The 26,828-nt window shown below is 71.8% G+C and carries 21 protein-coding genes and 1 tRNA gene; 5 read left to right on the top strand and 17 right to left on the bottom strand.

From position 1 onward, the window contains the following. Positions 1–37 precede the first annotated feature (37 nt). The 4 genes from IE264_RS01820 to IE264_RS01805 form a co-directional block, all read right to left on the bottom strand. Positions 38–1,624, bottom strand: coding sequence for a Cys-Gln thioester bond-forming surface protein (locus tag IE264_RS01820; RefSeq protein ID WP_032753323.1), 1,587 nt, complete (start codon positions 1,622–1,624; stop codon positions 38–40). 207 nt (positions 1,625–1,831) lie between these two features. Next, the gene (locus IE264_RS01815) at positions 1,832–2,305 is read right to left on the bottom strand and encodes a single-stranded DNA-binding protein (protein WP_032753326.1); all 474 of its coding nucleotides are present in this window, start codon (positions 2,303–2,305) and stop codon (positions 1,832–1,834) included. A 132-nt stretch (positions 2,306–2,437) separates the two neighbouring features. After that, the gene (locus IE264_RS01810) at positions 2,438–4,402 is read right to left on the bottom strand and encodes a YfjP family GTPase (RefSeq protein WP_032753328.1); all 1,965 of its coding nucleotides are present in this window, start codon (positions 4,400–4,402) and stop codon (positions 2,438–2,440) included. Beyond that, the gene (locus IE264_RS01805) at positions 4,399–6,042 is read right to left on the bottom strand and encodes an ATP-binding protein (RefSeq protein ID WP_032753329.1); all 1,644 of its coding nucleotides are present in this window, start codon (positions 6,040–6,042) and stop codon (positions 4,399–4,401) included. Before IE264_RS01805 ends, IE264_RS01810 begins: the two co-directional genes overlap by 4 nt. A gap of 307 nt (positions 6,043–6,349) precedes the next feature. On the opposite strand from IE264_RS01805, the gene IE264_RS01800 reads away from it, so the two are divergent. Next, positions 6,350–6,422: transfer RNA gene (locus IE264_RS01800), tRNA-Arg, on the top strand. Between the two features lie 111 nt (positions 6,423–6,533). Here IE264_RS01800 and IE264_RS01795 read toward each other — a convergent pair. From IE264_RS01795 to IE264_RS01770, 6 genes are all read right to left on the bottom strand, one after another. Continuing rightward, positions 6,534–9,146, bottom strand: a complete 2,613-nt coding sequence (locus IE264_RS01795) for an ATP-binding protein (RefSeq protein WP_051821655.1) — start codon at positions 9,144–9,146, stop codon at positions 6,534–6,536. Continuing rightward, entirely contained in the window at positions 9,143–9,469 is a 327-nt protein-coding gene (locus IE264_RS01790) for a hypothetical protein (protein ID WP_158706481.1), read from the bottom strand. The genes IE264_RS01795 and IE264_RS01790 overlap by 4 nt, the downstream gene beginning before the upstream one ends. 329 nt (positions 9,470–9,798) lie before the next feature. Then, positions 9,799–10,581 (bottom strand): ABC transporter permease, encoded by a 783-nt coding sequence (locus IE264_RS01785; protein WP_051821656.1) that lies wholly within the window; start codon positions 10,579–10,581, stop codon positions 9,799–9,801. Next, positions 10,578–11,531, bottom strand: a complete 954-nt coding sequence (locus IE264_RS01780; RefSeq protein WP_032753330.1) for an ABC transporter ATP-binding protein — start codon at positions 11,529–11,531, stop codon at positions 10,578–10,580. The genes IE264_RS01785 and IE264_RS01780 overlap by 4 nt, the downstream gene beginning before the upstream one ends. Before the next feature lie 86 nt (positions 11,532–11,617). Then, complete coding sequence (locus tag IE264_RS01775; RefSeq protein WP_015608581.1) at positions 11,618–12,286, bottom strand: response regulator; 669 nt, start codon at positions 12,284–12,286, stop codon at positions 11,618–11,620. After that, a complete protein-coding gene (locus tag IE264_RS01770) occupies positions 12,283–13,452 on the bottom strand; it encodes a sensor histidine kinase (RefSeq protein ID WP_373301900.1) in 1,170 nt (389 codons plus the stop codon). The genes IE264_RS01775 and IE264_RS01770 overlap by 4 nt, the downstream gene beginning before the upstream one ends. A gap of 396 nt (positions 13,453–13,848) precedes the next feature. On the opposite strand from IE264_RS01770, the gene IE264_RS01765 reads away from it, so the two are divergent. Then, complete coding sequence (locus tag IE264_RS01765; protein ID WP_015608583.1) at positions 13,849–14,724, top strand: peptidoglycan-binding protein; 876 nt, start codon at positions 13,849–13,851, stop codon at positions 14,722–14,724. Between the two features lie 34 nt (positions 14,725–14,758). Here the strand turns inward: IE264_RS01765 and IE264_RS01760 are convergent, their stop codons facing one another. The 4 genes from IE264_RS01760 to IE264_RS01745 form a co-directional block, all read right to left on the bottom strand. Further along, entirely contained in the window at positions 14,759–15,226 is a 468-nt protein-coding gene (locus tag IE264_RS01760; protein ID WP_032753443.1) for an anthrone oxygenase family protein, read from the bottom strand. Between the two features lie 83 nt (positions 15,227–15,309). Next, positions 15,310–16,947, bottom strand: a complete 1,638-nt coding sequence (locus IE264_RS01755; RefSeq protein ID WP_051821657.1) for a vWA domain-containing protein — start codon at positions 16,945–16,947, stop codon at positions 15,310–15,312. A gap of 170 nt (positions 16,948–17,117) precedes the next feature. After that, a complete protein-coding gene (locus tag IE264_RS01750) occupies positions 17,118–18,026 on the bottom strand; it encodes an ABC transporter permease (protein ID WP_031122698.1) in 909 nt (302 codons plus the stop codon). After that, a complete protein-coding gene (locus IE264_RS01745) occupies positions 18,023–20,815 on the bottom strand; it encodes an alpha/beta fold hydrolase (protein ID WP_032753333.1) in 2,793 nt (930 codons plus the stop codon). Before IE264_RS01745 ends, IE264_RS01750 begins: the two co-directional genes overlap by 4 nt. Before the next feature lie 336 nt (positions 20,816–21,151). Between IE264_RS01745 and IE264_RS01740 the strand changes: the two genes are divergently transcribed. Continuing rightward, positions 21,152–22,591 carry an NsdA family TPR-like regulatory protein gene (locus IE264_RS01740; protein ID WP_491590361.1) on the top strand — a complete coding sequence of 480 codons (1,440 nt, stop codon included), beginning with the start codon at positions 21,152–21,154 and terminating at the stop codon, positions 22,589–22,591. 86 nt (positions 22,592–22,677) lie between these two features. On the opposite strand, the gene IE264_RS01735 is transcribed toward IE264_RS01740, so the two are convergent. After that, positions 22,678–23,283 carry a DUF4291 domain-containing protein gene (locus IE264_RS01735; RefSeq protein WP_032753334.1) on the bottom strand — a complete coding sequence of 202 codons (606 nt, stop codon included), beginning with the start codon at positions 23,281–23,283 and terminating at the stop codon, positions 22,678–22,680. Positions 23,284–23,462: 179 nt separating this feature from the next. On the opposite strand from IE264_RS01735, the gene IE264_RS01730 reads away from it, so the two are divergent. Further along, on the top strand, positions 23,463–24,407 hold the full coding sequence (locus IE264_RS01730; protein ID WP_078657320.1) for a DUF4258 domain-containing protein: 945 nt from the start codon (positions 23,463–23,465) through the stop codon (positions 24,405–24,407). Between the two features lie 44 nt (positions 24,408–24,451). Beyond that, positions 24,452–24,676 carry a DUF2283 domain-containing protein gene (locus IE264_RS01725; protein ID WP_032753335.1) on the top strand — a complete coding sequence of 75 codons (225 nt, stop codon included), beginning with the start codon at positions 24,452–24,454 and terminating at the stop codon, positions 24,674–24,676. 94 nt (positions 24,677–24,770) lie between these two features. Here the strand turns inward: IE264_RS01725 and IE264_RS01720 are convergent, their stop codons facing one another. Beyond that, positions 24,771–26,036 (bottom strand): sensor histidine kinase, encoded by a 1,266-nt coding sequence (locus IE264_RS01720; RefSeq protein ID WP_032753336.1) that lies wholly within the window; start codon positions 26,034–26,036, stop codon positions 24,771–24,773. Beyond that, positions 26,033–26,746, bottom strand: coding sequence for a response regulator (locus IE264_RS01715; protein ID WP_051821659.1), 714 nt, complete (start codon positions 26,744–26,746; stop codon positions 26,033–26,035). The genes IE264_RS01720 and IE264_RS01715 overlap by 4 nt, the downstream gene beginning before the upstream one ends. Positions 26,747–26,828 lie beyond the last annotated feature (82 nt).

The following is a 26,828-nucleotide window of genomic DNA, read 5'->3' as shown; positions in this document are numbered from 1 at the left end:
CGGCCGGTGCGCGACCGTCACGGTCGCGCACCGGTCACTACTCAGCGTGCTGGTGCGCTTCCTTCCGGCGCAGGACGAACAGGGTGCAGCCGCCGATGACGAGGAGGCCGACGGCGAGGGCCGCGATCATCGGGGTGGTGCTGGAGCCGCCGGTCTCGGCGAGGTCGCCCTCCAGGCCGGAGGTGGTGGTGCCGGTCGAGGCGGGGACGGACTGGCGGGCGCTCTGAGTGCCGACTCCGGTGTCGTCGTCGCTCTGCCGGTCGGCCTCGGCCGCGATGACGCTGCCGCTGGTGGCGCAGTCCAGCACGCCGGTGAAGTTCTTCCGGAAGCCGCCGGGGCCGGTGATGGTGAAGTCGTACGCCTGGTCCTCGGCGACCGGGATCGTCACCGTCTCGGTGGTTCCGGCGGCCACGGTGTGCTCGGTGCCGCCGAGCTCGAAGGTGAAGGGCTCGTCCCCCTGGTTGGCCGCGGTGATGTCCACGCCGCCGGCGGCGCAGTTCTTCCGGGCGGTCAGCGCCGGGGCGGCGCCCGTCTCGGCCCAGGTGGCGGTGGCCCGTGCGGAGACCGTGGACTCGCTGGAGCCGGCCAGGATCTGGGTCTGGGTGCGGGTGGTCCCGGCGAACGCCCGGCCGACCGGTACGGAGGTGGTCGTCTGGACGGTCAGCGAGGCGGAGCCGTCGGTGCTGCCCTTCGGTACGGCGAAGTAGAGGCGGGCGCCGTCGGTGGCGGAGGTGACGGGCACGCCCTTCTCGTCCGTCACCGAGATGCCGCTCGCCGCCGCGTCCACCGGGGGTGACACGGAGACCTGGTCCGCGTCCGTACGGACGATCACCGGGCCCAGCCGCTCCCCGGCCCGGCCGGAGACCGCCGCGGGCTCCAGCGTCAGGGAGGCCCGGGGTTCGGCGACGTTGCGCGCCCGCTTCTGCAGCCAGTCGGCGAGCTTCTCCGCCTGCTTGTCCGACGCGGTGACATCGGCGTCGTCCGAGTAGCGCCAGATGGCGACCTGGGTGCCCGCGGCGGCGGTCCGCTCGGTGAGCGGGCCGGTGCCCGCCGCCTCGGCCAGTGCGGCGAGGTCGTCGACCTGGGGGTAGGAGTGCTGGAGGATCCACCGGATCTTCCCGGCGTTCCGGTTGGCACCGAGGGAGGTCTCGGCCCAGGGGGTCTCCAGGTACTTCGCCTGGTCCTGGGTGGGGTTGTGGAGGTCGATGCAGTACGTCTTGAGCTTGCCGCCGCCGTCCACGGTCATCTCGAAGAGCCCGGCGGGCAGCTCCTGCGTACGGTCGGGGGCGCCGTTCTCGCCCGGCATGCGGAGCACGGCACTGTCGAAGGTCTTCAGCCCGTCGAGCACCGCAGCCGCGCCGCCCTGGTGCCGGCCCGGGTCGTCGGCGGCCGCCGTGCCCGTCCCGGCGAGGGTGGCCGCCGTGACGAGACCGGAGAGCAGCAGAGCGGTCACCGGGCGGAGGGCGGCCCGGCCGCGCCCCCTCCGTCCGGCCCTGCGGGTCTCCCCGGTGCGCCCGGCCCCGGCGGCCTCCCCGACGCGGCCGGTTCTGCCGGTCTCCCCGATGCGCGCGGCTCTGCCGCGGACGGCGTGCACCGCCTTCGCGTCGGACGGCGAAGCGGACACAGAAGACGCAGAAAACACAGAATTCCCCTCCGGGCGAGGCCCTCGCGCGTGGTGCGCGTGTGGGGAATGCCCCGCCAGCAGACTCAAGTGACCCATGAGCTCTGGGAATCCTAAGGACCGGGCGAACCACAGTCCCCCGTACTGCCCTCGGTCAACCATTCCGAATCGGAATCGTTATCCCCGGGGCGCCCCTCCCGGCCAGCCCTTTCAGGACACCGCCACCTTTTCCCGCACGGCGAAGGACACGTCCGTGGTGCCGCCAGGCGCTCCTTCCGACCCGCCGTCAGGCCCGTGGTGCGACGGCGGTGTCAGCGCGGGTTCGGTCCTGACGACCCGCCGGAAGGCGGCGGTACCCCGGCTCAGGTCGTGGCCCACCGCGACCGCCTCGAGGTCCACGAACGTCCTTCGCCCGCCGTCCTGTTCCTCGTCGCGGACCTTCAACCGGCCGTGCACCACGAGGGGTTCCCCGATCCCCACCGAACCGGCCAGATTCGCCGCCAGCGTCCGCCAGGCCCAGACCGTGTAGAAGCTGGTGGGTCCGTCCGTCCAGAGCTGCGTCTCGCGGTCCCGGCGCCGCGGTGTCACGGCAAAGCGGAATCGCGCCATTCCCCCCGTCGCCGTCTCGCGGAACTCCACCGCCGTGGCGGCGTTTCCCACCAGCGTCACCATCGTCTCGTTCATTTTCCGCCCCCGTATTCCTTCGTTCCCGCCGTACCGGTCGTTCCGGTCGTTCCGTCCACCGGTGTGCTGACTTCATCCGGTGTGCTGACTTCATGGTGGACGCCGGAAGCGAATGGCGCGGGAGCCTGTGGACTACTGGCCGGTTGTGGAAAACTCCGTCACCGCCGCATACCGCTCCCGCACCTCCCGGTACCGCACCAGCTCCGCCGAGACCGGGTCCAGGACCCTGGCCCGGCCGCATCCGGCCGCCGCCTCGCGCAGCCGGCGTTCGGCGTCCTGCCCGTAGCGCCGGGCGGGGCCCCGGATCGCCGCCGCACAGGACCACTCCACCAGCGGCCCGCCGACGACTCCGGCCAGCATGATCAGGGCGGGGGTGACGAGCCCCGGTTCCAGGATCCCGACGATCTGGCCGAGCAGCCACAGACCGCCGAAGATCTGAAGCAGCGTCATGGACACCTGGGCCAGCACCGCGGCGGGCCACCACTTCGGCCTGGGCGGTTTGGCCGGCCGCCCGCCGAACGCGGGGCCGGTGACCGGACCCCGGCCCGCCTTTACACCGCCCCGCCCGGCACCGGCCGAAGCGCCCGCCGCCTTGCCCGGGTCCTTGGCGGAAACGCCCCCCGCGGCCGCCAGCTCGTCCAGCGCCTCCGGCAGCCCCTTCGCCCCGCTGAACGCCGCCTCGCGCACCGCCTGCGCCCAGGGTGCGGGCAGTCCGTCGGCGGCGTCGTCCGCGACGATCCGGACCGCCTGCTCCACGCGCTGCCGGGCCGTCAGCTCCTCCTCGGGCGGGGCGAGCGCCTGGCCCATCCGGTCCAGGCTGCCCGGCAGCCCCCGGGACTCGTACCAGCGCCACAGCCGCAGCCACGGCGTCCCGCAGGCGCGCCCGGCGTTCCTGCGCCACTCCCGCTCGGCGGCCTCCCCGGCGGCGGCCGCTCCGACGGCCTCGGCCAGCCGGTCGGTGAACTCCTCGCGGGCCCGCTCACCGAGTCCGGGCCGCCCCTCAGCCACGTACACGGGGCGCAGCCGCGCCGCCGCCGCGTCCACGTCGGCGGAGAGGCGGCGGGTGGCGGCCGTGCGGTCCTGGACGAACCGGCCGACCATCTCGCGCAGTTCGGGCACCCCGTCGCCGGTCAGCGCGGACAGGGACATGACGGTGGCGCCGGGTTCGCCGTGCTCGCCGAGCGCCATGCCGTCCTCGTCCAGGAGCCGGCGAAGGTCGTCGAGCACGAGGTCGGCGGCCTCGCCGGGCAGCCGGTCGATCTGGTTGAGGACGACGAAGGTGACCTCCGCGTGCCCGGCCAGGGGGCGCAGATAGCGCTCGTGCAGGGCGGCGTCGGCGTACTTCTCCGGGTCGACGACCCAGATCACCGCGTCGACCAGCGCCAGCACCCGGTCCACCTGGTCCCGGTGGGCTGTCGCGGCGGAGTCGTGGTCCGGCAGGTCGACCAGGACGAGCCCCTGGAGCGCCTCGTCGAAGGCGGCGGGTCCGGGGTGCGGCCTGCGGCGCAGCCTGCCGGGGATCGCGAGGCGGTCGAGCAGGCCGGCGGCCCCGTCGGTCCAGCTGCACGCGATGGGCTGGGAGGTGGTGGGGCGGCGCAGCCCGGTGTCGGAGATCTGCGCCCCGGACAGGGCGTTGAACAGGGTCGACTTGCCGCTCCCGGTGGCCCCCGCGATGGCGACGACCGTGTGCCGGGAGGAGAGCCGCTGCCGGGCGGCGGCCTCGTCCAGTACGCGTCCGGCCTCGGCGAGGGTGTCCCGGTCGAGCCGGGCGCGGGAGAGGCCGACGAGTTCGCGCAGGGCGTCGAGCCGGGTCGGCAGGGGGCCGTCGGAGGGCCCGTACGCCTCGACCTGCGGCCGTACGTCGTCCTCGTCGGGAGGGGAGCCGACGGAGTCGGGTGAGTCGGCGGAGTCCGTGGAACTCTTCTCCGTACGGGAGTCTCCGGTTCCGGAATCGCCGCTGCGGGCGTCGGCCGCCGCGGCGCGCCGTGCGATGAGCCCGTCGTCCCAGCGGCCGTCCTTGCCCCGCGCCTCCTTCTCCTTCCGTTCGCCGGTCTCCGTCGTGCCGTTGCCCTGGTCCTCGTCCGTGACGGCGGTCATCGCTGCCACCTCTCCTTCTGCAGTACGGAAAGCGCGGCGATCAGTTCGGCCTGCGGTTCGGGGGCGACGTCGAGTGCGTCGAGCGGGGCGAGCCTGCGCTCGCGTTCGCCGCCGAGTACCTGGTCGAGATAGGTCGTCAGGAGTTCGCCGCCCTTGTCCCTCAGGCGCAGCGCGCCCTGGGCGCCGATGCGTTCGGCGAGCTGCTCCCCCGCCGCCCGGGCCCGCCGGCCGCCGAGCAGGGCCGCCGCGAGGAGGGCGGCGACGGTCTCGGGGTCGGGCGCCACGCTGCGTTCGAGCTGGCGCACCTCTTCCTCGGCGAGCTCCTCCAGGACCCGCCGCCACCGCCGTACGGCCACCGCGATCCGGCCCTCGATGTCCTCGGCCGGCCCCCATCCCCCGGCTTCCCGCCCGGCGCCCTCGAACCGGAAGACTCCGGCGGCGGGCTCGCGGCCCCACTGCGTACGGATCTGCTCGTCGGCGGCGGACGCGGCGCACTGGAGCAGGGCGATCAGGCTGTCGACCAGCGCTTCGAGGAGTTCGCCGGGTGCGCTGTAGAGGGGGTAGCCGCGCCACCGGGTCCGGGCGTCGCCGGAGAGGACCGCTCCGCTCTGGAGCCTGCGGCGGATCCGGGCGGCCTCCTTGCCGTAGGCGTCCTGGACCACGCCGGTGAGCCGTACGGACGCCGCGTACTGCGCGGCGACCGCGCCGGCCAGCTCGGGGATCCGTACGTTCAGCGATTCGATGAGCCCGGACGCGGTGCGCCCCACCGCCTGCTGCCGGGCGGCGGGGTCCTGGGCCCGGTGGGTGAGCCAGGCGCGCAGCGGGGCGACGGCGGTGGTGGGGAGCAGTCCGCTGCCGCCGCCCGCGGATTCGGGGAGCTCGGGGATGGTGAAGCGGGGTACGTCCCCGAGCCCGGCGCGGGTCAGGAGCGCCGCGTACTGCCGGGAGACCTCGGCGATCACCTGGTGGGGGACCCGGTCGAGGACGGTGACGAGGGCCGCGTCGTACTCCTTCGCCGTACGCAGCAGGTACCAGGGCACCGCGTCGGCGTACCGGGAGGCGGTGGTGACCATCACCCAGACATCGGCGGCGCAGATGAGTTCGGCGGCCAGGACCCGGTTGCGTACGACGAGCGAGTCGATGTCGGGGGCGTCGAGGATGGCGAGCCCGCGGGGCAGGCTGACCGCGGTCTCGACCCGCAGCACGTTCCCCTCGTCGTCCGCGCCGGGGCCGAGGTCGTCGAGCCCGTCGGGGTCCCGGGCCTGACCCGGCGGCAGCCAGATACGGGTGAGCTGCGGGAGCACCCGTACGCCGGCGAACCAGTGGTGGTCGTCGGGGTGACAGACCAGCACCGGGGTGCGGGTGGTGGGCCGCAGCACCCCGGCCTCGCTGACCCGGCACCCCACCAGCGAGTTGACCAGCGTGGACTTCCCCGCCCCGGTGGATCCGCCGATCACGGCGAGGAGCGGGGCCTCGGGGTCCTTGAGCCGGGGCAGGAGGTAGTCGTCGAGCTGTGCGAGGAGTTCGACCCTCGTCTGCCGGGCGCGTTCGGCCCCCGGCAGCGGGAGTGGAAGACGCACGGCGGCGACACGGTCGCGCAGGGCGGAAAGTGCGTCGATGAGCTGAGGCCGTACGTCCATGGTCACCACATGCGAAGAATGCCCAATTTTGGCGCCTTTTTGAAGCGTATAGGCCCCTCTGCGCGGCGGTTCCACCCTCTGGACAGAGTCGGGACAGAGGGGACGAGTGGGGCGCAGGCATAACGAGTGCACAACACCCGGGCCGCAGGGCGCGAAAAGCGGTGCGGGATCCGCACCCACCTGCGATTATCGGTTCGCTTCACCGAACCTCCACATCGTGCCACGCAGGTGAAGCAACCGGGTCCAGGCGATCGGAGCCCTATCCTTGTCCCGGCACGGCCACGGAACCACCCGATCAGGACTCCCGGCCCCCGTAGCTCAGTGGATAGAGCAGGCGCCTTCTAAGCGCTTGGCCGCAGGTTCGAGTCCTGCCGGGGGCGCACCGCCCGCACGACCGTAAGGCCCTCCGCACCGGAGGGCCTTTTCGCTGGTCGGGGCAGGTTAGCGGGGTGTGGCGTAGTGGCGGCGTAAGCAAGCGGCGACGCCAGACTTCACAATGCGAACACTCCAGCCTCTTCCTCGAAAGTCTTGGCGAACGCCCCGCGAAGGGAGGGGTCGGCCACGAAAGCCTCTCGGAGGACCCCCACGCAATGCGCGGCTTGCGCTTCCCGTCCAAGCTGGGAGGCGGCCCGCAGAGCCATGCCACAGCTCACCACCCGTACATACGGAGTCAGGGCGGTACCGCCGACCTCCAACGACTCCATGGCATGCCGGAGGGACTCGTCCCAGTTCTCCATGACCCCGTATTCACGGGCCAGCACTTGATGCGTGGAGGCAACGTCCTTCACGTCCCCGAAGAGCTTCAGCGCTTCGATCGCGGCGGCCGCACCTTCTACCGCCTCCTCAATTCTTCCGTCCTCGAACAGGAGGGGAATGTGGGAGATCATGGCCTTGGCCAGCCTCTGACCGTCACCGAGTTGAGCGAAGACGGCTCGAGCCGCCGTCGAGTACTCCACCGCCTCGCTATTCCTGCCGAGGCGGTGAAGAACCTCGGCAGCATTGCTGTGGGCGAGCGCCTCTCCCGAAAGATTCATGACATCACGGCAGATCTCAGCGTCCCTCAGATGAAGGGCCAGAGCCTCTTCGATGCGACCTTGACGCCGAAGGGTGATGGCAAGATCATTGGTGACCATACTGATCTTGTGCTGGTTGCGGATCTTCGAGAACTTCTCCAATGCTTGCTTCTGGAGCTCTTCGGCCTTCTGCAGCCGCCCCATCTCGGCGTGTGCCAGGGCCAAGGTGTTGAGCGTCTCCGCAGCCCCTGATTCGTCCGCTGTGTCGATACAGACGGCCAGGTCCCTCTCGAAGTATTCGATGGCCTTCTCCATCTCACCGGCAGCCCGGTGAATTGTCCCGAGGTTGTACAGGACCTTTCCCACCTCATGCTTGAAGTCGAGCTTCTCGTAGATCGACAAGCTTTCCCTCAGAAGAGGAATAGCCTCATCAGTCTGACCGACGTCCATCTTCAGGCATCCAAGAAGATTGGCTGCGCCGGCCAAAAGACCAGGCTGATTGCACGCGCGCGCCGCTGCGTAGATCTCTTCGGCACAGGTCAGAGCCTGGGAAAACTCCCTGCGGTAACGGGACAAGTTTGCTCGAGCAGTCAGGAACACGAGAGCCACAGCCTGCTCATCGACCTTTTGAGCAGCCCGTGCCCCAGCATCGATAACCGTCTCCCACTCGCTCCAGTGACCCACTGTTTCGCAAATACCGGACAGCGCCAGAGCCAGGCGTACCACATGTTCGGGAGATTCGTACGCTTCAACCACACCCAAGCCCGCCACCGCGTTGGGAAATTCCGACTCCACCCAAGATGCCGCGGTTTCGATAGAGTCGATCTTCGCACTTCCATCGTCCGGAACTTCAATCGCGAACACGCCCCCCAGAGTGAACTGAGCCTTCAGCGCCGAATTTTGAAGCCAGAGGAACATACGTCGCCGGTCATCCTGGTTTCGGTCGGCCGGGTCCTTCTCCATCTTCTCCCGCGAAAATACTTTCAGTAGGTCGTGAAACCTGAACCTTCCCGGCACCTCTGTCTGCTCGACAAGGTTCGCCTCCGACAGCTTCTGCAACATCCTGGATGCCTGTCGAACCTCAAACCCGGTCACGGCCGAGCAGATGCCCGCACCGAAATCGGCACCCGGCACGTGAGCGAGTCTCTTGAAAGCGTTCCGGGCCCCCTTCCCCATTTTTCGGTAGGAAAGATTGAACGCCGCCCGGACCGCCAGGTCACCGACTCTCAGCGCTTCGATTCGCTCACGCTCATCACCCAACTCCCGAGCAAGGTCCGACAACCTCATGTTACGTGTGGAATGCATCCGGATCGCGGCGATCCGCAGGGCGAGGGGGAGGTGCCCACAGAACTCGGCAACGCGCTGCGCATCGTGTGGCTCCCGGTCGACAACCTCGTCACCGACCACCTTCCTCATGAAATCGAGCGATGTCGAGATGGGAAAGGTTTCAAGATCACAGCGGTGGACGGATTCCAGGCCCATCAGCCTGTTCCGGCTCGTCACCAGTACCAGGGCCCCAGCACTGGGCGGGAGCAGCGGACGAACCTGCTTTTCGTCGGCAGCGTTGTCGAGGATTATCAGCAGGGAACGGCCCGTGACCGTTTTCCGGTAGGCGTCCAGGCGGAGGGCCGGATCACCAGGAATTTCTTTCTCAGGAACGCCCAGCGCCTGCATGAAACGAGCCATGATCTCTTCCGAGGCCGCCGGCCGATCATCAACGCCACGCAGATCGGCATAGAGCTCCCCATCCTCGTAGGTCATCCCCATCCGATGGGCAAGATGAACAGCGAGGCAGGTCTTCCCGACCCCGGGCTTCCCGGTCACCACTGCCGTCACGGAGCGTTGGCCCTTCCTGCCGTCCAGCACCTCACGCTCGATCACCTCGATCTCGGCGACACGACCGGTGAAGTCGGGCACTCCGGGCGGCAGATTCCGAGCGCGCGAGACCAGGGTGGGTTCCTCGCGAAGAACATGGAGGTTGAGGGTGTTGTTCACGACCGGATTCGTGATGACGGGCGCCACGTTGTCCCCTCCGACGGCTACGGCGGCCTCGCCGCCGGCCTCGACGGACAGTGCCCGGTCCCGCCTCATGAAGCACCGCCCGAGCCATGGGCGACATCCGTCTCGATGGTGCCGATCGCCGCTTCACCTACCGCCACAGCTCCCGCCCCGGTTGCCGAGACTCCCTGGCCGGCCGTTTCGTCCTCTGCGATCGCGACTCCGACGACCTTGGTGGAGATTCGCTCGTACGAGGAACCTCCGACCGCGACCGCACCCGTGCCGGCAGCGTTGACCACCGGAGGTCGATTCTGCGGCGAGGTACCCCTGTAGAGATAGATCTGCGGCAGAACGCCGAACAGGACCAAGGCGGCCAGAGCAGCCCACCAGGGACCCGATGGATTGTTCGTCACCACGTTTGTGACCATTCCAGTCGCGGCAGCGATTACCCCTGCGGTAACCATCGCTGTCACTCGTCCAACTGTTGTGGACATCCAACCCGCTTTCCATGCTGCCGGGGACCGAGTGTCAGAACATTTCCGCAGCCCCGAACCGTTCGGGAGGACTTCTCGAACACCCATACAGGCGTAGAATTTCGTACACCGGCAGGGCCATACCCTTGGCAGCTGACAACTATTCCTGCTTTCCCACGCCCGCGATCAGAGCAGGGCGGGTGGTCCCCTGCAATGCGCCGGGACCCCCCGAATACACCGCAGAGGTGCGGCAATGTATGCGGGCAGCCCCTTCACGCGTCCCGTCGCCTGAGCAGCAGCAGTGCGGCGAGGGAGACGGCGGCCGTGCAGGCCGCGACCAGGAGCAGGGAGGGCCAGGGGCCCAGGCTGCCCACTGTGTCGGCTGCGGCGTCCGAGGTCTGGGTGAGCTTCTCCAGGGCCGCCGTCGGGGAGAGGCCGGCGATCCAGCGTTCGGCGTTTCCGAAGAGGGGGCCGAAGAGGGACGGCAGGAGCAGCAGGCCGATCACCGTGGTGACCGCGCCTGCGGAGTGGCGTACGAGGGTGCCGACGGCCAGGCCGAGCACGGCCGCCACCGCGAAGGACGCGGCGATGCCGAAGAGGGCGGGCAGTGGGTCTCCTTGGGCGTAGCGGCCCTCCGGCAGCATCGCGTTCCCTACCAGGTAGGCGGTCGAGCAGGAGAGCAGGGCCAGGACGTACATCACCCCCGCGACCAGGGCCGCCTTGGCCGCGAACACCGTGGACCGGTGCGGGACGGCTGCGAAGGTCGTCCGGATGGTGCCGCTGCTGTACTCCCCCGAGACCACCAGCGCACCGACCACCGCCGCCAGCATCTGGGCGACGACGGAGAGCGTGAGGCTGCCGCCGAGGACGGTGTCGTCGGGTTGCAGGCTGCCGGTGGCGGCGACGAAGACCGCGCCCAGGACGGGCAGTACGGCGGTCGCGGCGGTCGTCCACACCGTGGAGCGCACGCTGCGGAACTTGATCCACTCATAAGCCAGGGCGTGCCGGAATCCTGTCTTCTCCCTGCGTCCGGCGGGGAGGGTGAGCGTGGTCATCGGACTGTCTCCTTCTGGCCGGCCGGGGGGATCGCGGGGGTTCGTTCCTCGGTCCGGTACTCCACCGAGGACTGCGACAGCGTCGTGTAGACCTCCTCCAACGAGGAGTGGGCGGGGGTGAGTTCGTGGACGGCGACCCCGTGGTCGCGGGCCAGGTCACCGATGGCCGCCGCGTCCGGTCCGTCGACCCGCCAGCCGCCCGTGGCGTCCAGGCGGACCTGCGCCCCCACCGTCTCCAGCAGGGCCCGGAGCTTCTCCGGTTCGGGGGACCGTACGAGCGTGTGGGCGCGGGAGTTGGTCTCGATGAAGTCCCGCATCGTGGTGTCCGCGATGAGCCGGCCCCGGCCGATCACGATGAGGTGGTCGGCCGTGAGCTCCATCTCGCTCATGAGGTGGCTGGAGAGCAGGACCGTACGGCCCTGAGCCGCCAGGGACTTCATCAGCTCGCGGATCCAGCGGATGCCCTCGGTGTCGAGGCCGTTGACCGGTTCGTCGAGGATCAGCACCTCCGGGTCGCCGATGAGCGCGGCCGCGATGCCGAGCCGCTGGCCCATGCCGAGCGAGAAGCCCTTGGTGCGTCTGCGGGCCGTCGCGGCGGGCAGCCCGACCAGGTCGAGCACCTCGTCGACGCGGCTCCGCGGGATGCCGTTGCTCGCGGCGAGTCCGGCCAGGTGGTGGTAGGCGGAGCGGCCGCCGTGGACGCCCTTCGCGTCGAGCAGCGAGCCGACCGCGCGGAGCGGTACGGGGAGGTCCCGGTAGGCCTTGCCGCCCACGGTGACCCGTCCCCCGCTCGGGGAGTCGAGGCCCAGGATCAGCCGCATGGTGGTCGACTTCCCGGCGCCGTTCGGGCCGAGGAAGCCGGTCACCCGGCCGGGCCGGACGGTGAACGAGAGCTGGTCGACGGCGGTCCGCCCGCCGTAGCGTTTGGTGAGTTCCGTTGCTTCGATCATGGTTCCGACGCTACGAGCGGGGGGCCGTTCGCGAATCCTCCGGCGGGAGCCGGGCCCTACTCCCGCCGGAGTAGGTACGACAGGCCCTAGCGTTCGCCCGCCCTGACCAGGCCCGTCTCGTAGGCGAGCACCACCAGCTGGGCCCGGTCGCGGGCGCCCAGCTTCGTCATGGTCCGGCTGACGTGGGTCTTCGCCGTCAGCGGGCTCATGATCAGCTCCCGGCCGATCTCCTCGTTGGTGAGCCCGGCGGCGACGAGCGCCATCACCTCGCGCTCCCGGCCGGTGAGGGCGGCGAGCCGTTCGGCGCCCGCCGCCTCGGGGGCCTTCAGCCGTGCGAACTCCTCGATCACCCGGCGGGTGACGGCCGGGGCGAGCAGGCTCCGGCCCTCGGCCACCGTCCGGATCGCGGCGCGCAGGTCGTCCGGCTCGATGTCCTTGAGCAGAAAGCCCGCGGCGCCGTGCCGCAGGGCCTCGAAGACGTACGCGTCCACCTGGTACGTGGTGAGCATGACCACGCGGACCCCGTCCAGCGAGCGGTCCCCGGCGATCCGGCGGGTGGCCTCCAGGCCGTCGACGCCGGGCATCCGGATGTCCATCAGGACGACGTCGGGGCGGGTCGTGCGGACCGCCTCCACGGCCCGGGCACCGTCGGCCGCCTCCGCGACGACCACCAGGTCGTCGGTGAGGTCGAGCAGGGCGCGGAACCCCGCGCGTACGACGGTCTGGTCGTCGGCGAGGACCACCCGCACGGTCATGGGGCCGCTCCTTCGGTGGGCAGCTGGGCGTGGACGCGGAATCCCCCGCCCGGCACCGGACCGTACGCGAGCGTCCCGCCCACCGCGAGCACCCGCTCCCGCATGCCGATCAGCCCGAAGCCCTCGCCGGCGGCAGGCTCGGAGCGGGGTGGGCCGTCGTCCACGATCTCGATGTCCAGGTGCGTGTCCCCTCCGGTCAGCGAGACCGCGACCCGCCCGGCCCCCGAGTGCTTCACCACGTTGGTCAACGCCTCCTGCACGATCCGGTACGCGGTCGTCCCGACGACCGCCGGGTAGGCGGCGCCCGCAGGCGCCCGGCGCAGAACCACCCGTACGCCACCGGCCTCGACCCCCGCCACCAGCTCGGCCAGCTGGTCCAGGCGGGGCGCCGGGGCGGTGGACTCCGTCGCGCGCAGGACGGACAGGGTGGCGCGCAGTTCCCGTACGGCCTCCTTCCCGGAGGCCCGCACCTGCGTCATCGCCCGGCGCGACACCTCCGGCGCGGTGTCCAGCGCGTCGAGCGCCACCCCGGCCTGCACGGTCATCGCGGACACGGTGTGCGCGAGGATGTCGTGGATCTCCCGGGCGACGCGCACCCGCTCCTGCCGCACCCGGCGGTCCGCCTCCCGCTCCCGTTCCTCCTCCGCCCGTGCCGCGCGCGCCGCGTACTCCGCGAGCAGCTCCCGCCGGGTCCGTACCGCCTCGCCCAGCAGCAGCGGGACGAGCGGCCAGACCATCTCCAGGACCGGCAGCCCCTGCGGGTTGACCACGTCCCGCCCCACGATCAGGGCGACCACCCCCGATACCGCGGCGGCGGCCAGGCCGGTCCACAGGGTGCGGCGGCGGTCGCCGAGGACGGCCACGGTGTACAGCGCCACGATGACCGGGAGGTTCAGCAGCTCGCCGATGTGCCCGTGCAGCGCCCATCCGGCGCAGGCGGCCCCGGTCACGCACAGCACCGTGACGGGCAGGCGGCGGCGGAAGGCGAGTGCCACGAGCGAGACCGCGAGCAGGGCCCAGGTGAGCGCGTCGTCCTGGCGGTAGCCGGGGTCGTTCACCGCCGCGTCGGACGCGGTGAACAGGCCCACCACCGCCACCACCAGCAGATCCGCGACGAGCGGCGGCAGGGCGCGCACCCGGGCGGCGAGGCGGTCGAAGGTCATCACCCCCTCACCGTAGGAGCCGCGGTGGCGGGGCGCATACGACAGCGGGAGTAGGGCGCGGCGCGGACGGGCGCACCCACGTCCCCGCACGCGCGTGCGGGTCCCCGCAGCCGGAACTACGGCCCCCTCCGCCCCTCGCACCCCACTAAGCGGAATCCGTGGCACAAGAGTGGCGGACCGACGAAACGTTCGGTACGGGACGACGTTCAGGACAGCGCAAGAACGGGCAAATCGATCCTGTACGGCCCGACGGCGCAATCCCGTCGCAGGGCGCCCCCACTCTCTCCGCAAACCCGTTCGGGCGAGCGCAACTTCGTTGTGCCGTCCGGCATCCGAGCCTGCCCTCCCCCCACCGAACACCCCTGCGAACCGACGCACCACCTGGAAAGGAGCGCCACGATGGCGACGCCGCTGTCCGCCGACAAGCTGCTCAAAGCCCTCCGCGACGAAGGCCTCCACGTCGTCGAACACCGGAGCTGGCGTACGAACAACCGGAATCACAAGGGACCCTGGGGCCCGACGCACGGCGTCATGATCCATCACACCGTCACATCGGGCACCGCCTCCTCCGTCGAGCTCTGCTACAACGGCCACTCCGCCCTCCCCGGCCCCCTCTGTCACGGGGTGATCGCCAAGGACGGGACCGTCCACCTCGTGGGGAACGGCCGGGCCAACCACGCCGGGCTCGGCGACGACGACGTGCTGCGTGCGGTGATCGCGGAGAAGGCCCTGCCGCCGGACAACGAGGCCAACACCGACGGCAACCGCTACTTCTACGGCTTCGAGTGCGTCAATCTCGGGGATGGGAAAGATCCCTGGCCCGCCGCACAGTTGCTGGCGATCGAACGGGCCGCCGCGGCCGTCTGCCGGGCGCACAACTGGTCGCAGCGGTCGGTGATCGGGCACCTGGAGTGGCAGCCGGGCAAGGTCGACCCGCGCGGCTTCACCATGAACTCGATGCGCACCAGGATCGGCAAGCGGCTGGACGGTTCGCCGGACGGGCCCTCCCAGCCGCCGCCGAGACCGACGTACGAGCCGTTCCCCGGGTCGTCCTTCTTCGCGGTGGGCCGCAGCAGCCCGGTCGTCACGGCGATGGGCAAGCGCCTGGTGGCCGAGGGCTGCGGCCGGTACACGGTGGGCCCCGGACCGGCCTGGTCCACGGCGGACCGGAACTCGTACGCGGCCTGGCAGCGCAAGCTGGGCTACACGGGCACCGACGCGGACGGCGTCCCGGGGAAGACCAGCTGGGACCGGCTCAAGGTCCCCAACGTGTGAGTCCCCCCGGCCCCCCGGCCCGCCGCCCCCGGGTCTACAGCGCGACGGCCAGCAGGACGCACGCCACCAGCGCGAGCGCGGTGCGGACCTGGTGGAGGGTGTTCCAGCGGGGTTCGAAGGCCTTGCGGGCGGCGCTGTCGTCGCCGCCCTCCGACTGCGCGAGCGCGTTGTTGAGCGGGATGTTCCCGGCGATCGTGATCAGGTGCCCGGCGACCGCGCAGACGAGCGCCCCCACGATCGCGGGGCCCGCCACCTCGTCGTGCTCGCCGAGTCCGGTGAGGAGCGCGGCGGCGGGCAGGGCGACCACGCCGAGGAAGAGTACGAGGAAGAGGGGTCCGGGGACCTTCTCGTTGAAGCGGCGCATGGCCGCCGTGAACTGTTTGTCCGTCAGTTCGGCGAGGCCCGGCATGATCGCGATCAGGAACGTCAGCATGAAGCCCGCGTAGAGGCCGGTGACGATCACGGAGAGCACCAGGAGCAGGGAGGTCATGGCGGACATCATGACCGGTGAAAGCCGTTCGCACAGCCGTATTTCGCCCGGCTGGGGCTGTACGAACATCGCCCCCGGTCAGGATGTCCGCCGGCTCAGCCGATCTCCCCCTCGCCCGTGTCTCCCCCGGCCTCCGGCTCGGTCCCGTTCCTGAGCGCCTCCGCCTGACCGATCGCCGTCGCCAGCTTCCGTACGGCACTGTCATCGGTCTCGCTCGCCAGCTTCGTGGCCCGCGAGGCCAGTTCACCGAGTGCGGGTGTGCCGGGCAGGTCGCCACCGCGCAGGGTGTCGGCGAAGTACGCTGCGACGGCCGCCACTCGGAGCCGCTGCGGCGTGCCGCCGCCCCACAGGTCGCCGTCGATCGCCCCGGTCCGGACCGACCCGCTCTCCTCGTACGCCTTACGGGTCTTGGGGTCCAGCCACCGCACGGTCGCCTCCGCCACCGTGCCGGAGGCGCCCTCGCGCAGCCGTACGGCGTAGAGCGCGGTCACCGTGTGGCCGGGGCCGACCTCGCCGCCGTCGACGCTGTCGTCGCGGAAGTCCTCGTCGGCGACCTTGCGGTTCTCGTAGCCGATCAGCCGGAACTGCTCCACCGTCTTGCGGTCGAACGCCACCTGGGCCTTGGCGTCGCGCGCCGTGAGTTCGATGTGGGCGGGCAGCTGGTCGACGAAGACCTTGCGGGCCTGCTCCTCGTCACCGACGTAGGTGGTGTGGCCGTCGCCCCGGTTGGTGAGCCGCTCCATGAACGCGTCGCCGTAGTCGCTGCCGACGCCGACCCCGAAGAGCGTGATGCCGTATTCGCGGCGGGCGGAGTCGATCCGCTTCAGGATGCTGTCGGCGTTGGTGTCGCCGGTGTTGGCGAGGGCGTCGGAGAGCAGCACCACCCGGTTGTTGACGCCCTTGCGGTGGCCCTTGACGGACTCCTCGTAACCGCGCTTGATCCCCGCCTCCACGTTGGTGGACTGGGCCGGATCCATCTCGTCCACCGCGTCCCGGATCTTGTTCCGGTTGCCCTTGAGGCGGGTCATCGGCAGCCGGGTCTCGGCCTCGTCGCTGAAGGTGACCACGGAGACGGAGTCGTCGTCGCGCAGCTCGTCGGTAAGGATGTTCAGGGACTCCTTGACGAGCCCCAGACGGCCGGGGCCCGCCATGGAGCCGGAGATGTCGACCACGAACGTGAGGGCGGCGGGCGGCCGTTCGCTGTCCGGCGGGGCCGCCTTGGTGGCCAGCCCGACCCTCAGCAGCGACCAGTCGGAGGCCCCGGAGCCCTCACCGATCCGTGCCCCGTCGACGCTCACGGAGAACCCGTTGCCCTTGGGCCGCTGGTACCCCTGGCGGAAGCTGTTGACGAACTCCTCGGGCCGGATGTTCACGGGGTCGGGCATTGCGCCGTCGCCGAGGGTGCTGCGCGCGTAGCCGTAGCTCGCGGTGTCCACGTCCAGGGCGAAGGTGGAGAGGTAGTCCGGGGCCGCGACGTCCCTCCGGGCCGTGTCACCGCTCTCCTCGGACTGCCGGCCCTCCTCCGGCGCCACCGCGTCGGGCGCGGGCTGTCCGCCGCCGGTCGCCCCCTGCGGCGGGCGTGCGCCGGAGCGCTTGTCCGCGGCGGTGGAGCCGTCCGACGACCCGGAGCCGCCGCACGCGGTGAGCAGCATCCCGCCGGCGAGCAGGAGCGCCACCGCCCCGGCCCGGCCCCCTGCCCGTGCCCCTGTTCGCTTGCCGTTTCGCTGGTTCATCCGTAACCCCCCACGTCATCACGGTGTCTCCGACACCTGTGAATGTGACGTACGAAGCCGCCCGCCGGAGTCGACGAAAGCGTTGCGGAACCATCTCGATGCGGCAACAGAGGCCCGGCAGGGGCCCGGTGGAGCGCCTTCGCGGTCGGCAAACCGACGGAACATCAGGTTCAGGACACGATGTCCTTACGACTGAACCCGCGGAAGGCCAGAGCGAACAGGATCAGGGCGTACGTCACCGAGATCGCCGCTCCCTTGATCATGCCGCCCCACTCCAGCTCCGGCTGGAGCGCGTCCGCCCACGCGAACTGCCAGTGCGCGGGCAGGAAGTCGCGCCAGGAGCCGAGCGCGGTGACGGCGTCGAGCACATTGCCGACGATGGTGAGGCCGACCGCACCGCCGACCGCGCCGAGCGGGGCGTCCGTCTTTGTCGAGAGCCAGAACGCCAGCCCGGCGGTGACCAGTTGGGAGACGAAGATGAACGCGACGACGAGCGCGAGGCGGGGCACGGTGTCCCCGGCCGCCAGCGCTCCCCCGGTGGGCAGTTTCAGCGGGCCCCACCCGTAGGCCGCCGTGCCCGCCGCCAGCGCGACGAGCGGCAGCAGCACCATCGCGGCGAGGCTGAAGCCGAGCGCGACGACGAGCTTGGACCACAGCAGCCGCACACGCGGCACCGGTGCGGCGAGCAGGTAGCGCAGCGAGGCCCAGCTGGCCTCGGAGGCGACGGTGTCCCCGCAGAACAGGGCCACCGGCACCACCAGCAGGAAGCCGGCCGAGACGAACAGGGAGGTGGCGGCGAAGTTGGCGGCGGACTCGGTCGCCACGTCCATCAGGTTGATCCGGCCGCCGCCCCGGCCCCCGCCGCCGTCCTCGCCGTCCGGCGTGCCGCCGATCGCGAAGGCGACGATCAGGATGAAGGGGAGGGCGGCGAGGATCCCGCCCATGAGCAGGGTGCGGCGGCGCCGCAGCTGCCGCATGGCCTCGACCCGGAGGGGGAGCGTGCGCCCGGCGCGGTAGCCGGCTGCCTCCGGGTGCTCGGCCGCCACACGGGCCTCGGGGGGCTGGGTGGGGGCGCTCATGCTGCTCCTCCGGAGATCAGGGTGAGGAAGGCGTCCTCCAGGCGGCGGTGCGGTCCGACGCCGGTGACCGGGACGTCGAGCCGGACGAGGTCGGCGACGAGCCGGGAGGTGGTGGCCCCGTCGAGGCGGACGAGGAGTCCGCGGCCGTCGTCGGTGCGGACGGCGGAGCCGATGCCGGGCAGGGACGCGACCTTCTCGGCGAGCGGCTCGGACACGGGCTCCGCCACGGTCACCAGGATCATGTCGCCGGAGCCGGTGATCTCGGCGACCGGACCGGCCTGCACGAGCCGGCCCCGGTCCATGACGACCAGGTGGGTGCAGGACTGTTCGACCTCGGAGAGGAGGTGGCTGGAGACGATGACGGTCCGGCCCCCGGCCGCGTAACGGATCATCACGTCACGCATCTCGCGGATCTGCGGCGGGTCGAGCCCGTTGGTCGGCTCGTCGAGGATCAGCAGGTCCGGCATGCCGAGCATGGCCTGGGCGATGGCGAGCCGCTGCCGCATGCCCTGGGAGTACGTCCGTACGGCACGGGCGAGCGCGTCGCCGAGGCCGGCGATCTCCAGGGCCTCCTCGATGTGGGCGTCCTCGGCGGGGCGGCCGGTGGCCTGCCAGTACAGGTCGAGGTTGGCGCGCCCGGAGAGGTGCGGGAGGAAGCCCGCCCCTTCCACGAAGGCGCCCACCCGGGAGAGGACCGGGGCTCCCGGGCGGATGGCCTGCCCGAAGACGCGGATCTCGCCCTCGTCGGGGGTGATGAGCCCCATGAGCATGCGCAGGGTGGTCGTCTTGCCCGCGCCGTTGGGGCCCAGCAGCCCGAGGACCTGGCCCTTCTCGACCCGGAAGGAGAGCTCGCGCACGGCGTACCGGTCGACGGACTTCGCGTACTTCTTCGAGAGCCCGGTGATCTGGAGCGGTACGTCGGTGAGCGCGGGGTCCGGCGCCGGGGTCGCGGTGCGGCGGCGCGCGGTGATCAGCAGACCGGCCGCGATGACGAGGGCGGCGGCCGGGAGGCCCCAGGTCCACCACGGGAGGGTGGCGGCCGCGGTGGCGACGGCGGGTGCGGTGGGGACGGTCAGCGGTCCGTCTGCGGTCACGGTGTAGGTGGCGGGTTCGGCGGGGGACGCGTACCCGAGGTCGGTGGCGGAGAAGACGAGCCGCATCCGGTGCCCGGCGTCGAACTCGTGGTCCACGGCGGGCAGCGCCAGCTCGATCGGCTTGCCCTGCTGGTCGGGGGTGATCCGGTAGGGGGCGACGAGCTGGGAGGGCAGCACCTGCTGCCGGCCGTCCGGCGACACGTCGTACACCTTGCCGAAGAGCACCGCGTCCTGGCCCGCGGCCTCCTTGACGTTCACGCGGACGGTGGGTGTGCCGGTGACGTGGACGGGGGTGGCCAGCGGGGCCGACTCGAAGCGGCCGAACTGCCCCGGGAAGTCGAGCGAGAGGCCGACGCCGAGCGAGGAGAGCTGGGAGAGTCCGCCGCCGACGCCCGGTACGGCGGAGATGGCGGGCGGCACGGCCCCGGCCGGGTTGCGGAACGTTTCGGCGGAGCCGGTGGGCTTGGTGGCGGTTCCGGATCCGGTCCCGGTTCCGGCTCCGGCCTCGGCCTCGGTTCCGGCTCCGGCCTCGGCTCCGGCTCCGGTCTCGGTTCCGGATCCGGTTCCGGCGGACGCGCCGCCTCCGCCTGTCGCCCGGAGCGGGATCTCCCGGCCGCCGCTGCGCAGCCCCGGGTAGGTGTCGCTGCTCGCACCGCGCTTGAGGGCGGCGCCGTCGGTGGAGTCGATGCCTCCGGTACGGGTGACGCGGAAGGCGGGCCCGGTGTCGGTGCCGGTCTCCTCCTTCAGGTACCGGTCGAACCAGGAGCCGACGCGCCCTTCGACGCGCGCGGTCTCGCTGTCGCCGCCGTCGTGCCCGCCGGAGATCCAGTCGACGGAGACGGGTGCGCCGTTGGCGCTGATCGCCTTCTGCATGGAGTCGGCGTGGCCGAGCGGGAAGAGGGAGTCGGACTGGCCCTGGACGAGGAGCGAGGGCACCTTGATGCGGTCGGCGACGGCGGACGGCGAGCGCTCGGTGAGCAGCTCGGTCGCGGCCGCGTCGGGCTTGCCGCTGACGGCGACGCGCTCGTACATCTCGCAGAGCTTCTTCTCGAACTTCTCGCAGCCGCCGCCGGAGGTGACGAAGATCCCGGCCCAGAGCTTCTTGAAGACCCCGTCGGGGAAGAGGGCGTCGGCCAGGTTCCAGTACGTGATCACGGGGGCGATGGCGTCGACCCGCTGGTCGTACCCGGCGGCGAGCAGGGAGACGGCCCCGCCGTAGGAGGCGCCGGTGAGGCCGACCCGGGGGTCGCCCTTCTTGTCCAGCTCGACCTCGGGCCGCCCGGCGAGCCAGTCGATGAGCCCGGAGACGTCCTTGACCTCGCCGTCGGGGGCGTTCAGCGAGATCGCCCCGCCGGACTTCCCGAACCCGCGCGCCGACCAGGTCAGCACCGCGTACCCGTCGGCGGCCAGCTTCTCGGCCTGCGCCCGTACGTCGTTCTTGCTGCCGCCGAAGCCGTGGCCGATGAGCACGGCGGGCCGCTTACCGGAACCTCCGGCGGTGAAGTACGAGGTGTCGATCTCCACCCCGCCCGGCCGCAGCATCCGGTCCTCGCGCTGCACGGCGGGCGGGCCGTCGTCGGCGACAGCGGTCCAGGTGCCGCCGCCCACGAGCACGGCGAGCACGGCGACGGCCGCGGCCCACCGGGCAGGGGTGCGGGGCAGCAGGCGCCGCCATCGAACAGTAGGGGTCTCCATCCCTCGACCCTAAACGGAGGATGCCACCGGCCGAAGTGCCGCCAGGGTGAGGTGGGCAGCCTCCCTGAGAGGTACGGTGCGCCCTCCCCGTACTCCGGACGCGGTACGAGCCTTATCCCTTCCGAAGGCCATTGCGGACATTGGGCGCGCAACGGGCTCGGTGGATCTCCTGGGCACCGCCCGGAGCCCGGCTGCCGGGTGGGGCACCGGAGACACCCCGTACCGCCCGCGCCACCCGGCGGAACTATTTTCGGGAGCCGCGCAAGAAGATCACATAGAGGAGGAATCCCACCGGAAGGTGAACTTCCAGAGTCACCGCCGGAGAGAGAATCACCGATAACTGGATCAGGTCGAACACTTTCGGACCTCCTTCTCGGAATTCGCCGATACACGCGCTGCCTTCGGGCCGTCCCGGCCGGCAGTCCCCGCTCCCCTCATGACAGCGCGGGAGACCGGTACGCACAGGGCCTTGCTCACCGGGTGAACGAACTCGCCGCCCGCGAAGGGCAGTCGGGCCGGTACACCCATACGTCCGTGGCCAACTGGTGTCGCCGTGGCATGGTCCCGAAGTGGCCGACCCCCCGGCTCATCTGCGTTTCCCTGTCCGAGGCCCTGGGCAGACCGGTGTCCCTCGCGGAGGTCGGGATGCGGGGAGGGGAGCGCGACGCGAGCGAGCTGGGCCTGGAGTTCGCCCGGCGCCAGGACGACGCCGTGACCGAAGCAGCAGCCTATTGGAGCGCAGTGAACCGCCGTCAGTTCCTCACCCACCACACCTTCGCCGTCTCGGCCTTCGCCACCCCGTTCAGCCGCTGGCTCATCGATCCGGCGGAGGAGACGCGGGCGCGCGAGTCCGGGCCCGCGGTCGACCGGGAACACATCGCGGAGCTCAGGGAGGCCGCCGACAGTGCGCGGCTGTGGGACTCGCGCTTCGGCGGGTCGAACCGGAAGTCGGCGTCGCTCACGGAGTACCTGTACGAACGGGTCGCGCCGCTGCTCCGCGGCAGCTATTCGGAGGCCGTGGGGCGCGATCTGTTCCGGGTGACGGCGGAGATGGCGCGGCTGGCGGGCTGGACGGCGTTCGACGCGGGCCGGCACAGCATCGCCCAGCGCCACTTCATCCAGGCGCTGCGGCTGGCCCGGGCGGGCGGCGACGCCGATCTGGGCTCGTACATCCTGGCCACCATGGCGATGCAGTCGCTGATGCGCGGTTTCACGTCCGAGGCGATCGACATGGCCCAGGGCGCGTACCGGCGCGGACAGACCCTCGATCCGCGCGTGGCGGGGTTCGCGAAGCTGATCGAGGCCCGGTCGCACGCCCGCGCGGGCGACGAGCGGTCGACGAGCGCGTGCATCGCGCAGTCGGAGCGGCTGGCGGAACGCGGCGCGGACGGTGAGGGGCCTGCCTGGATCGGGTTCTTCAACCAGCAGCGCATCATCACCGACGCGGCCGAGGCCTTCCGCGACCTGGGCAACCACCGGGCGACCTTCGCGTGGAATGCCGCCGGTCCGATGCCGTCGGACGCGTTCGCCCGCTCCCGGAGCGTACGGCTCTCGGTCCTGGCCTCGGCCCACGCCCAGAACGGCGACCTCGCCCAGAGCCTGCACCTGGGCCGCGAGTCGCTGAGCCTCTTCACCCGCCTGGGGAGTCTGCGGGGGATGGAGTATCTGCGCGTCTACGGCCGGTCGTTGGAGCCGTGGCGGAGGGACCCGCAGGTGGTCACGTACCTGGCGGACGTACGCAAGGCGACGCGGACGCTGGCCGCGGCGGCGGCCTGAGCTCAGTTGCTGGCGGGCACCGGCTGCGGGGCGCTGGGATCGGGTCAGGGCCCGACGGGCACCGGCTGTGGGGCCCTGGGATCGGGTCAGGACCCCACGGGCACCGGCCGGGGCGCGGCGAGATCGAGCGGCGCCTCCACCGGCAGCAGGGCGGCGGCCTTCTCCCGCTCCCCCGCCCGCACCGCCGCGTGCACCTCGCGGGCGAGCGGAGTGACATCGCGTACGGAGACGGTCCACTCGTCCGCGTACCGCCGGGCGGCCTCCCCGCTCAGCCCCAACTGCAGGGAGCGGTACGGCAGCGGGTTCAGGTCCAGGTCGCGCTCGGGGTCCCACTGCACCCGGGCGGGGGCGGCGCGCAGACCGCGTTTCCAGGCGGCCTCGTCCGGGTGCACATCACGTACGTAGTGCGAGAGTTCGGCATGCGCGAGGGCCCACTCCAGCCCGCTCCGGTCGATCTCGACGGCGAGCACGACCTCCTGCCCCTCCTTGGTGCCCCACCCGCAGCGGTACATCATCCACAGGAAGCTGGGCTTGATCCACGTCATCCGGTCCCGCTTCCAGACGCCGGGGAACCGCCCGTCGCGCGCGGCGGGAAGCCCGATGGCGGGCCTGTAGGCCTGGTAGACGGTGACGGTCGTGGCGGTGTGGAGCGCGCGGATCTCGTATCGGGGCGGCAGGGCGGGGGCGTTCATGGAGCCAGGATGCGGGACGGGTGAGGGGCGCGGCATCCCGTTTTCCCGGGGCGACCCCCTCCGACCGGCGGGGTCGCCCACCGTCCCGCGGCGGATTCCCCGGGCGCGGGCCCGCTGCGAGGCTTCTGGGCGTTGTTGTTCACCACGGGCCCGGTCTCGGGCCGGCAGCAAGGACGTACATGTCTCGCACCACCGATCGATCCATCCGACGTCACCGCAGCGCCGCCCGGATACTCGTGGCCGGCTGCACCGCTGGGGCCGTACTGCTCACCGCGACGGCCGCCCGGGCCGACGGCGTGTCCACCGCGCGGGTCGTGCAGGCCGCCGAAGCGGTGGAGCGCGTCACCGGGACCGCGGACCTCGTCCCGGGGACCGCGCTCGCGGGCGGTGCCACCCGCTTCGCGGTGCCCGCCGACGCGGGCACCGCGCGGATCACCGCTCCCGCCACCGCCGACGGGGCGGTGGAGTCCACCTACGGCGAGGACACCGTGCGGTTCGGGCTGCCCGGCGGGGCGCACTCGTCCGCCGCGCGCAGCACCGGCGGGACCGTCGTGTACGCCGACGCCGAGGAGGGCTTCGACCTCGCGGTGCAGCCGAACCGGGACGGCGTGCGGGCCCTGATCACCCTGCGGGACGCACAGGCGCCGACCGAGTACCGCTTCCCGCTCGACCTGCCCGCCGACGCGGTGACCGAGCACCTGGAGGACGGCAGCGTCCTGGTCAGCCACGGGGACACCTACCTCGGCACCTTCGACGCGCCCTGGGCGAAGGACGCGAACGGCGAGGCCGTGCCCACCGAGTACCGCGTCGAGGGCGGCGCGCTCGTCCAGACCGTGCGCCCCGGGCCGAACACCGCCTACCCCGTGGTCGCCGACCCCGCGTGGTTCATCCCGCTCGCCATCATCGCCGGGCGCCTTCTGCTCTCCACCGGCGTCAAGAGCATCTCCAAGCACGCCGCCCAGCGGATGGCCCAGCGGGGCATCAGCCAGGAGATGGTCGCGCGTACCGTGAAGAACGGCAAGAAGACCAAGGGCAAGTCGGCCGGTACCTGGAAGTACGTCAGCGGAAAGATCTGGGTCGTGGTCAACAAGGCCGGCAATGTCGTCTCCGTCGGCCGCAACTGACCCCCACCCTCGCTGAGCGGAACAGAGCGGAACGGAACGGAACAATGCACATCGAGTACGACCACGACAACGACGTCGCGTACGTCTCCCTCGTCGCGCACATCGCCGACGGGGCCGCCGGCCGGCAGTTCACCCTGGAGACCCCCGGCGGCGCGGACCTGAACCTCGACTTCGACGAGGCGGGGCGGCTGCTCGGCTTCGAGGTCATCGGAGCCCGGGCCGGGCTGCCGGAGGAGGTCCTCCGGCAGGCCTCGCGCACGGACGGGTAGCGACGACCGCTACGCACCGGTCGCACGGACCGGTAGCGACAGCCGTACGTACCGGGGGGCTACGTACGGCAGTTGCGTACGGCCGTGGGGCCGGTCAGACCGGGTACTCGGCGCGGACGAGGAATCCGCCGCCGGGCAGCGGTGCCGAGGTGAACGAGCCGCCGAGGAGCTGGGCCCGTTCCCGCAGGCCTACCAGACCGTTCCCGCCGGCGGGCAGCTCCGGCGCAACGGCGCTCCCGTCGGCGGCGGTGTTGCGCACCTCCACGTGCAGCCGCCCGCCGTCCGGCCCCACCCGCACCTCGGCCCTGGCCCCTGGGGCGTGCTTGCGTACGTTGGTGAGCGCCTCCTGCACCGTCCGGTACGCGGCACGCTCCACGGCCTCGGGAAGCGGGCCGGCGAGATCGCCGAGGTCGCCCAGGTGCAGCTCGACCGGCAGGGCGCTCTCCTCGACCAGCCGGCCCAGGTCGGCGAGGCGGGGCTGCGGGGCCAGGTCGCCGGTGTTCCCGCCGTCCGCGCGCAACACCCCCACCAGGTGCTGGAGTTCGGTGAGGGTGTCCACCGACAGGTCACGGATCACACCCGCGGTCTCCCGCACAGCCCGAGCGCCGGGCTCCGTCACCTGGAGCACCCCCGCCTGGAGGCTGATGAGGCTGACCTTGTGGGCGACGACGTCGTGCATCTCCCGGGCCAGCCGGGCCCGTTCGGTGGCCAGGGTGTGCTGCGCCAGCAGGCGGTTCTCGCGCTCCCGGCTCTCCGTGATCTCGCGCAGTCTCTCCCGCCGGCACCGCGCCGACCGGCCCAGCACGAAGGCGCCGACCCCCAGCGCGCAGGAGTCGAGCGCGTCCAGCACGGTGTCGTGGTCGAGGCGGAGCAGCGTGACGTCCCCGAGCGGGAGGGGGAGGAACTGCGCCAGCGCGACCAGTACCGCGCCGACGGCTCCGGGGGCAGCGCTGCGGCGGTGGACGGCCAGGAAGTACAGGGCGATGAGCGGCGCGAACGCCAGATGGCCGAGGTAGAGCCCGGGGATGCCTGCGGCCAGGGCCAGTTCGGGCTGCCGCCGCCGCAACACGAGTGCCCCGGCGGCGGCGAGAGCGCCCCACAGCACCGGGCCTGCGTGGACGGCGTTGACGACCAGCCCGTCCAGGGCGGCGACACCGACGGGGAGGGCGGCCGACCTCAGCCGCCGGATGGTGCGTGGGGCCGGGGCAGCGGAGGCCGGGGCTCCGGGGGCCGGGCGCGGGAGCGGGAGCGGGGCATCAAAGGCCGGGGCACCGGAGGCCGGGGCACCAAGGGCCGGGCGCGGGGCGCCGGAAGCCAGGCTCTCGGCGCTCATCGGTCCCGTACCGGCGTAGGCGCTCATCGTCCCCGTACCGGCGGCTCGGCCCGTCCTCGTACCGGCGGCTCGGCCCGTCCCCGTCCCCGTACCGGCGGGTCGGTCATCCCCGCGCGGTCGGCGACCACCGCGGCCTGGACGCGGTTGACCCCGCCCAGCTTCGCGAGCACCGAGCTGACGTGGTCCTTCACCGTGGAGTGGGCCAGATGCAGCCGCCCGGCGATGTCGCGGTTGGAGAGGCCGCGGCGCACCAGGGCAAGCACGTGGCGTTCCCGTTCGGTCAGCGCCTCCACCCGGCGGGCCGCGTCACGTGCGGTGGCGGCGGCGAGGTAGCCGCCGATGACCGGGGCCGTGGCCTCGGGGGCGAGGATCCGGCCGCCGTCGGCCAGCACCCGTACGGCGTGGATCAGCTGCTCGGGCGAGGAGTTCTTCATCAGGAAGCCCGCCGCTCCGGTCGTCAGGGCCGCCTCCACGTACTCCCCCGCGTCGAACGTCGTCAGCATCGCGACCGCCGGGGCCGGTGTCATGGCGGCGACCTGCTCCAGCACGGTCAGGCCGTCGACGTCGGGCATCCGGATGTCCAGCAGCAGCACGTCCGGCCGGTGGCGCGCGACCGTTCCCGTCGCGTCCCCGCCGCCGCAGTCGGCCACCACGCCGATGTCCGCCGCCGAGCCGAGGATCGCCCGCAGGCCCGACCGGACCAGCGGCTCGTCATCCACGACGACGACCCGAATCACCTGTGTTCCCCCTCGCCCCGTGCACCACAAGTCCACGAAGGGTACGACAATCACCAAAACGCCCGCCCGCAGCATCTTCGCT

The organism is Streptomyces microflavus (assembly GCF_014650075.1).
GTDB classification, from domain to species: Bacteria; Actinomycetota; Actinomycetes; order Streptomycetales; family Streptomycetaceae; genus Streptomyces; species Streptomyces microflavus.
This window is presented reverse-complemented; position numbering and strand designations above follow the sequence as displayed.

What these genes read in the sequence shown, in the direction of transcription:
- IE264_RS01815 (WP_032753326.1), bottom strand. Translation starts at nt 2,305, where the DNA reads ATGAACGAGACGATGGTGACGCTGGTGGGAAACGCCGCCACGGCGGTG.
- IE264_RS01810 (WP_032753328.1), bottom strand. Translation starts at nt 4,402, where the DNA reads ATGACCGCCGTCACGGACGAGGACCAGGGCAACGGCACGACGGAGACC.
- IE264_RS01805 (WP_032753329.1), bottom strand. Translation starts at nt 6,042, where the DNA reads ATGGACGTACGGCCTCAGCTCATCGACGCACTTTCCGCCCTGCGCGAC.
- IE264_RS01795 (WP_051821655.1), bottom strand. Translation starts at nt 9,146, where the DNA reads ATGAGGCGGGACCGGGCACTGTCCGTCGAGGCCGGCGGCGAGGCCGCC.
- IE264_RS01785 (WP_051821656.1), bottom strand. Translation starts at nt 10,581, where the DNA reads ATGACCACGCTCACCCTCCCCGCCGGACGCAGGGAGAAGACAGGATTC.
- IE264_RS01780 (WP_032753330.1), bottom strand. Translation starts at nt 11,531, where the DNA reads ATGATCGAAGCAACGGAACTCACCAAACGCTACGGCGGGCGGACCGCC.
- IE264_RS01775 (WP_015608581.1), bottom strand. Translation starts at nt 12,286, where the DNA reads ATGACCGTGCGGGTGGTCCTCGCCGACGACCAGACCGTCGTACGCGCG.
- IE264_RS01765 (WP_015608583.1), top strand. Translation starts at nt 13,849, where the DNA reads ATGGCGACGCCGCTGTCCGCCGACAAGCTGCTCAAAGCCCTCCGCGAC.
- IE264_RS01760 (WP_032753443.1), bottom strand. Translation starts at nt 15,226, where the DNA reads ATGATGTCCGCCATGACCTCCCTGCTCCTGGTGCTCTCCGTGATCGTC.
- IE264_RS01755 (WP_051821657.1), bottom strand. Translation starts at nt 16,947, where the DNA reads ATGAACCAGCGAAACGGCAAGCGAACAGGGGCACGGGCAGGGGGCCGG.
- IE264_RS01750 (WP_031122698.1), bottom strand. Translation starts at nt 18,026, where the DNA reads ATGAGCGCCCCCACCCAGCCCCCCGAGGCCCGTGTGGCGGCCGAGCAC.
- IE264_RS01745 (WP_032753333.1), bottom strand. Translation starts at nt 20,815, where the DNA reads ATGGAGACCCCTACTGTTCGATGGCGGCGCCTGCTGCCCCGCACCCCT.
- IE264_RS01735 (WP_032753334.1), bottom strand. Translation starts at nt 23,283, where the DNA reads ATGAACGCCCCCGCCCTGCCGCCCCGATACGAGATCCGCGCGCTCCAC.
- IE264_RS01730 (WP_078657320.1), top strand. Translation starts at nt 23,463, where the DNA reads ATGTCTCGCACCACCGATCGATCCATCCGACGTCACCGCAGCGCCGCC.
- IE264_RS01725 (WP_032753335.1), top strand. Translation starts at nt 24,452, where the DNA reads ATGCACATCGAGTACGACCACGACAACGACGTCGCGTACGTCTCCCTC.
- IE264_RS01720 (WP_032753336.1), bottom strand. Translation starts at nt 26,036, where the DNA reads ATGAGCGCCTACGCCGGTACGGGACCGATGAGCGCCGAGAGCCTGGCT.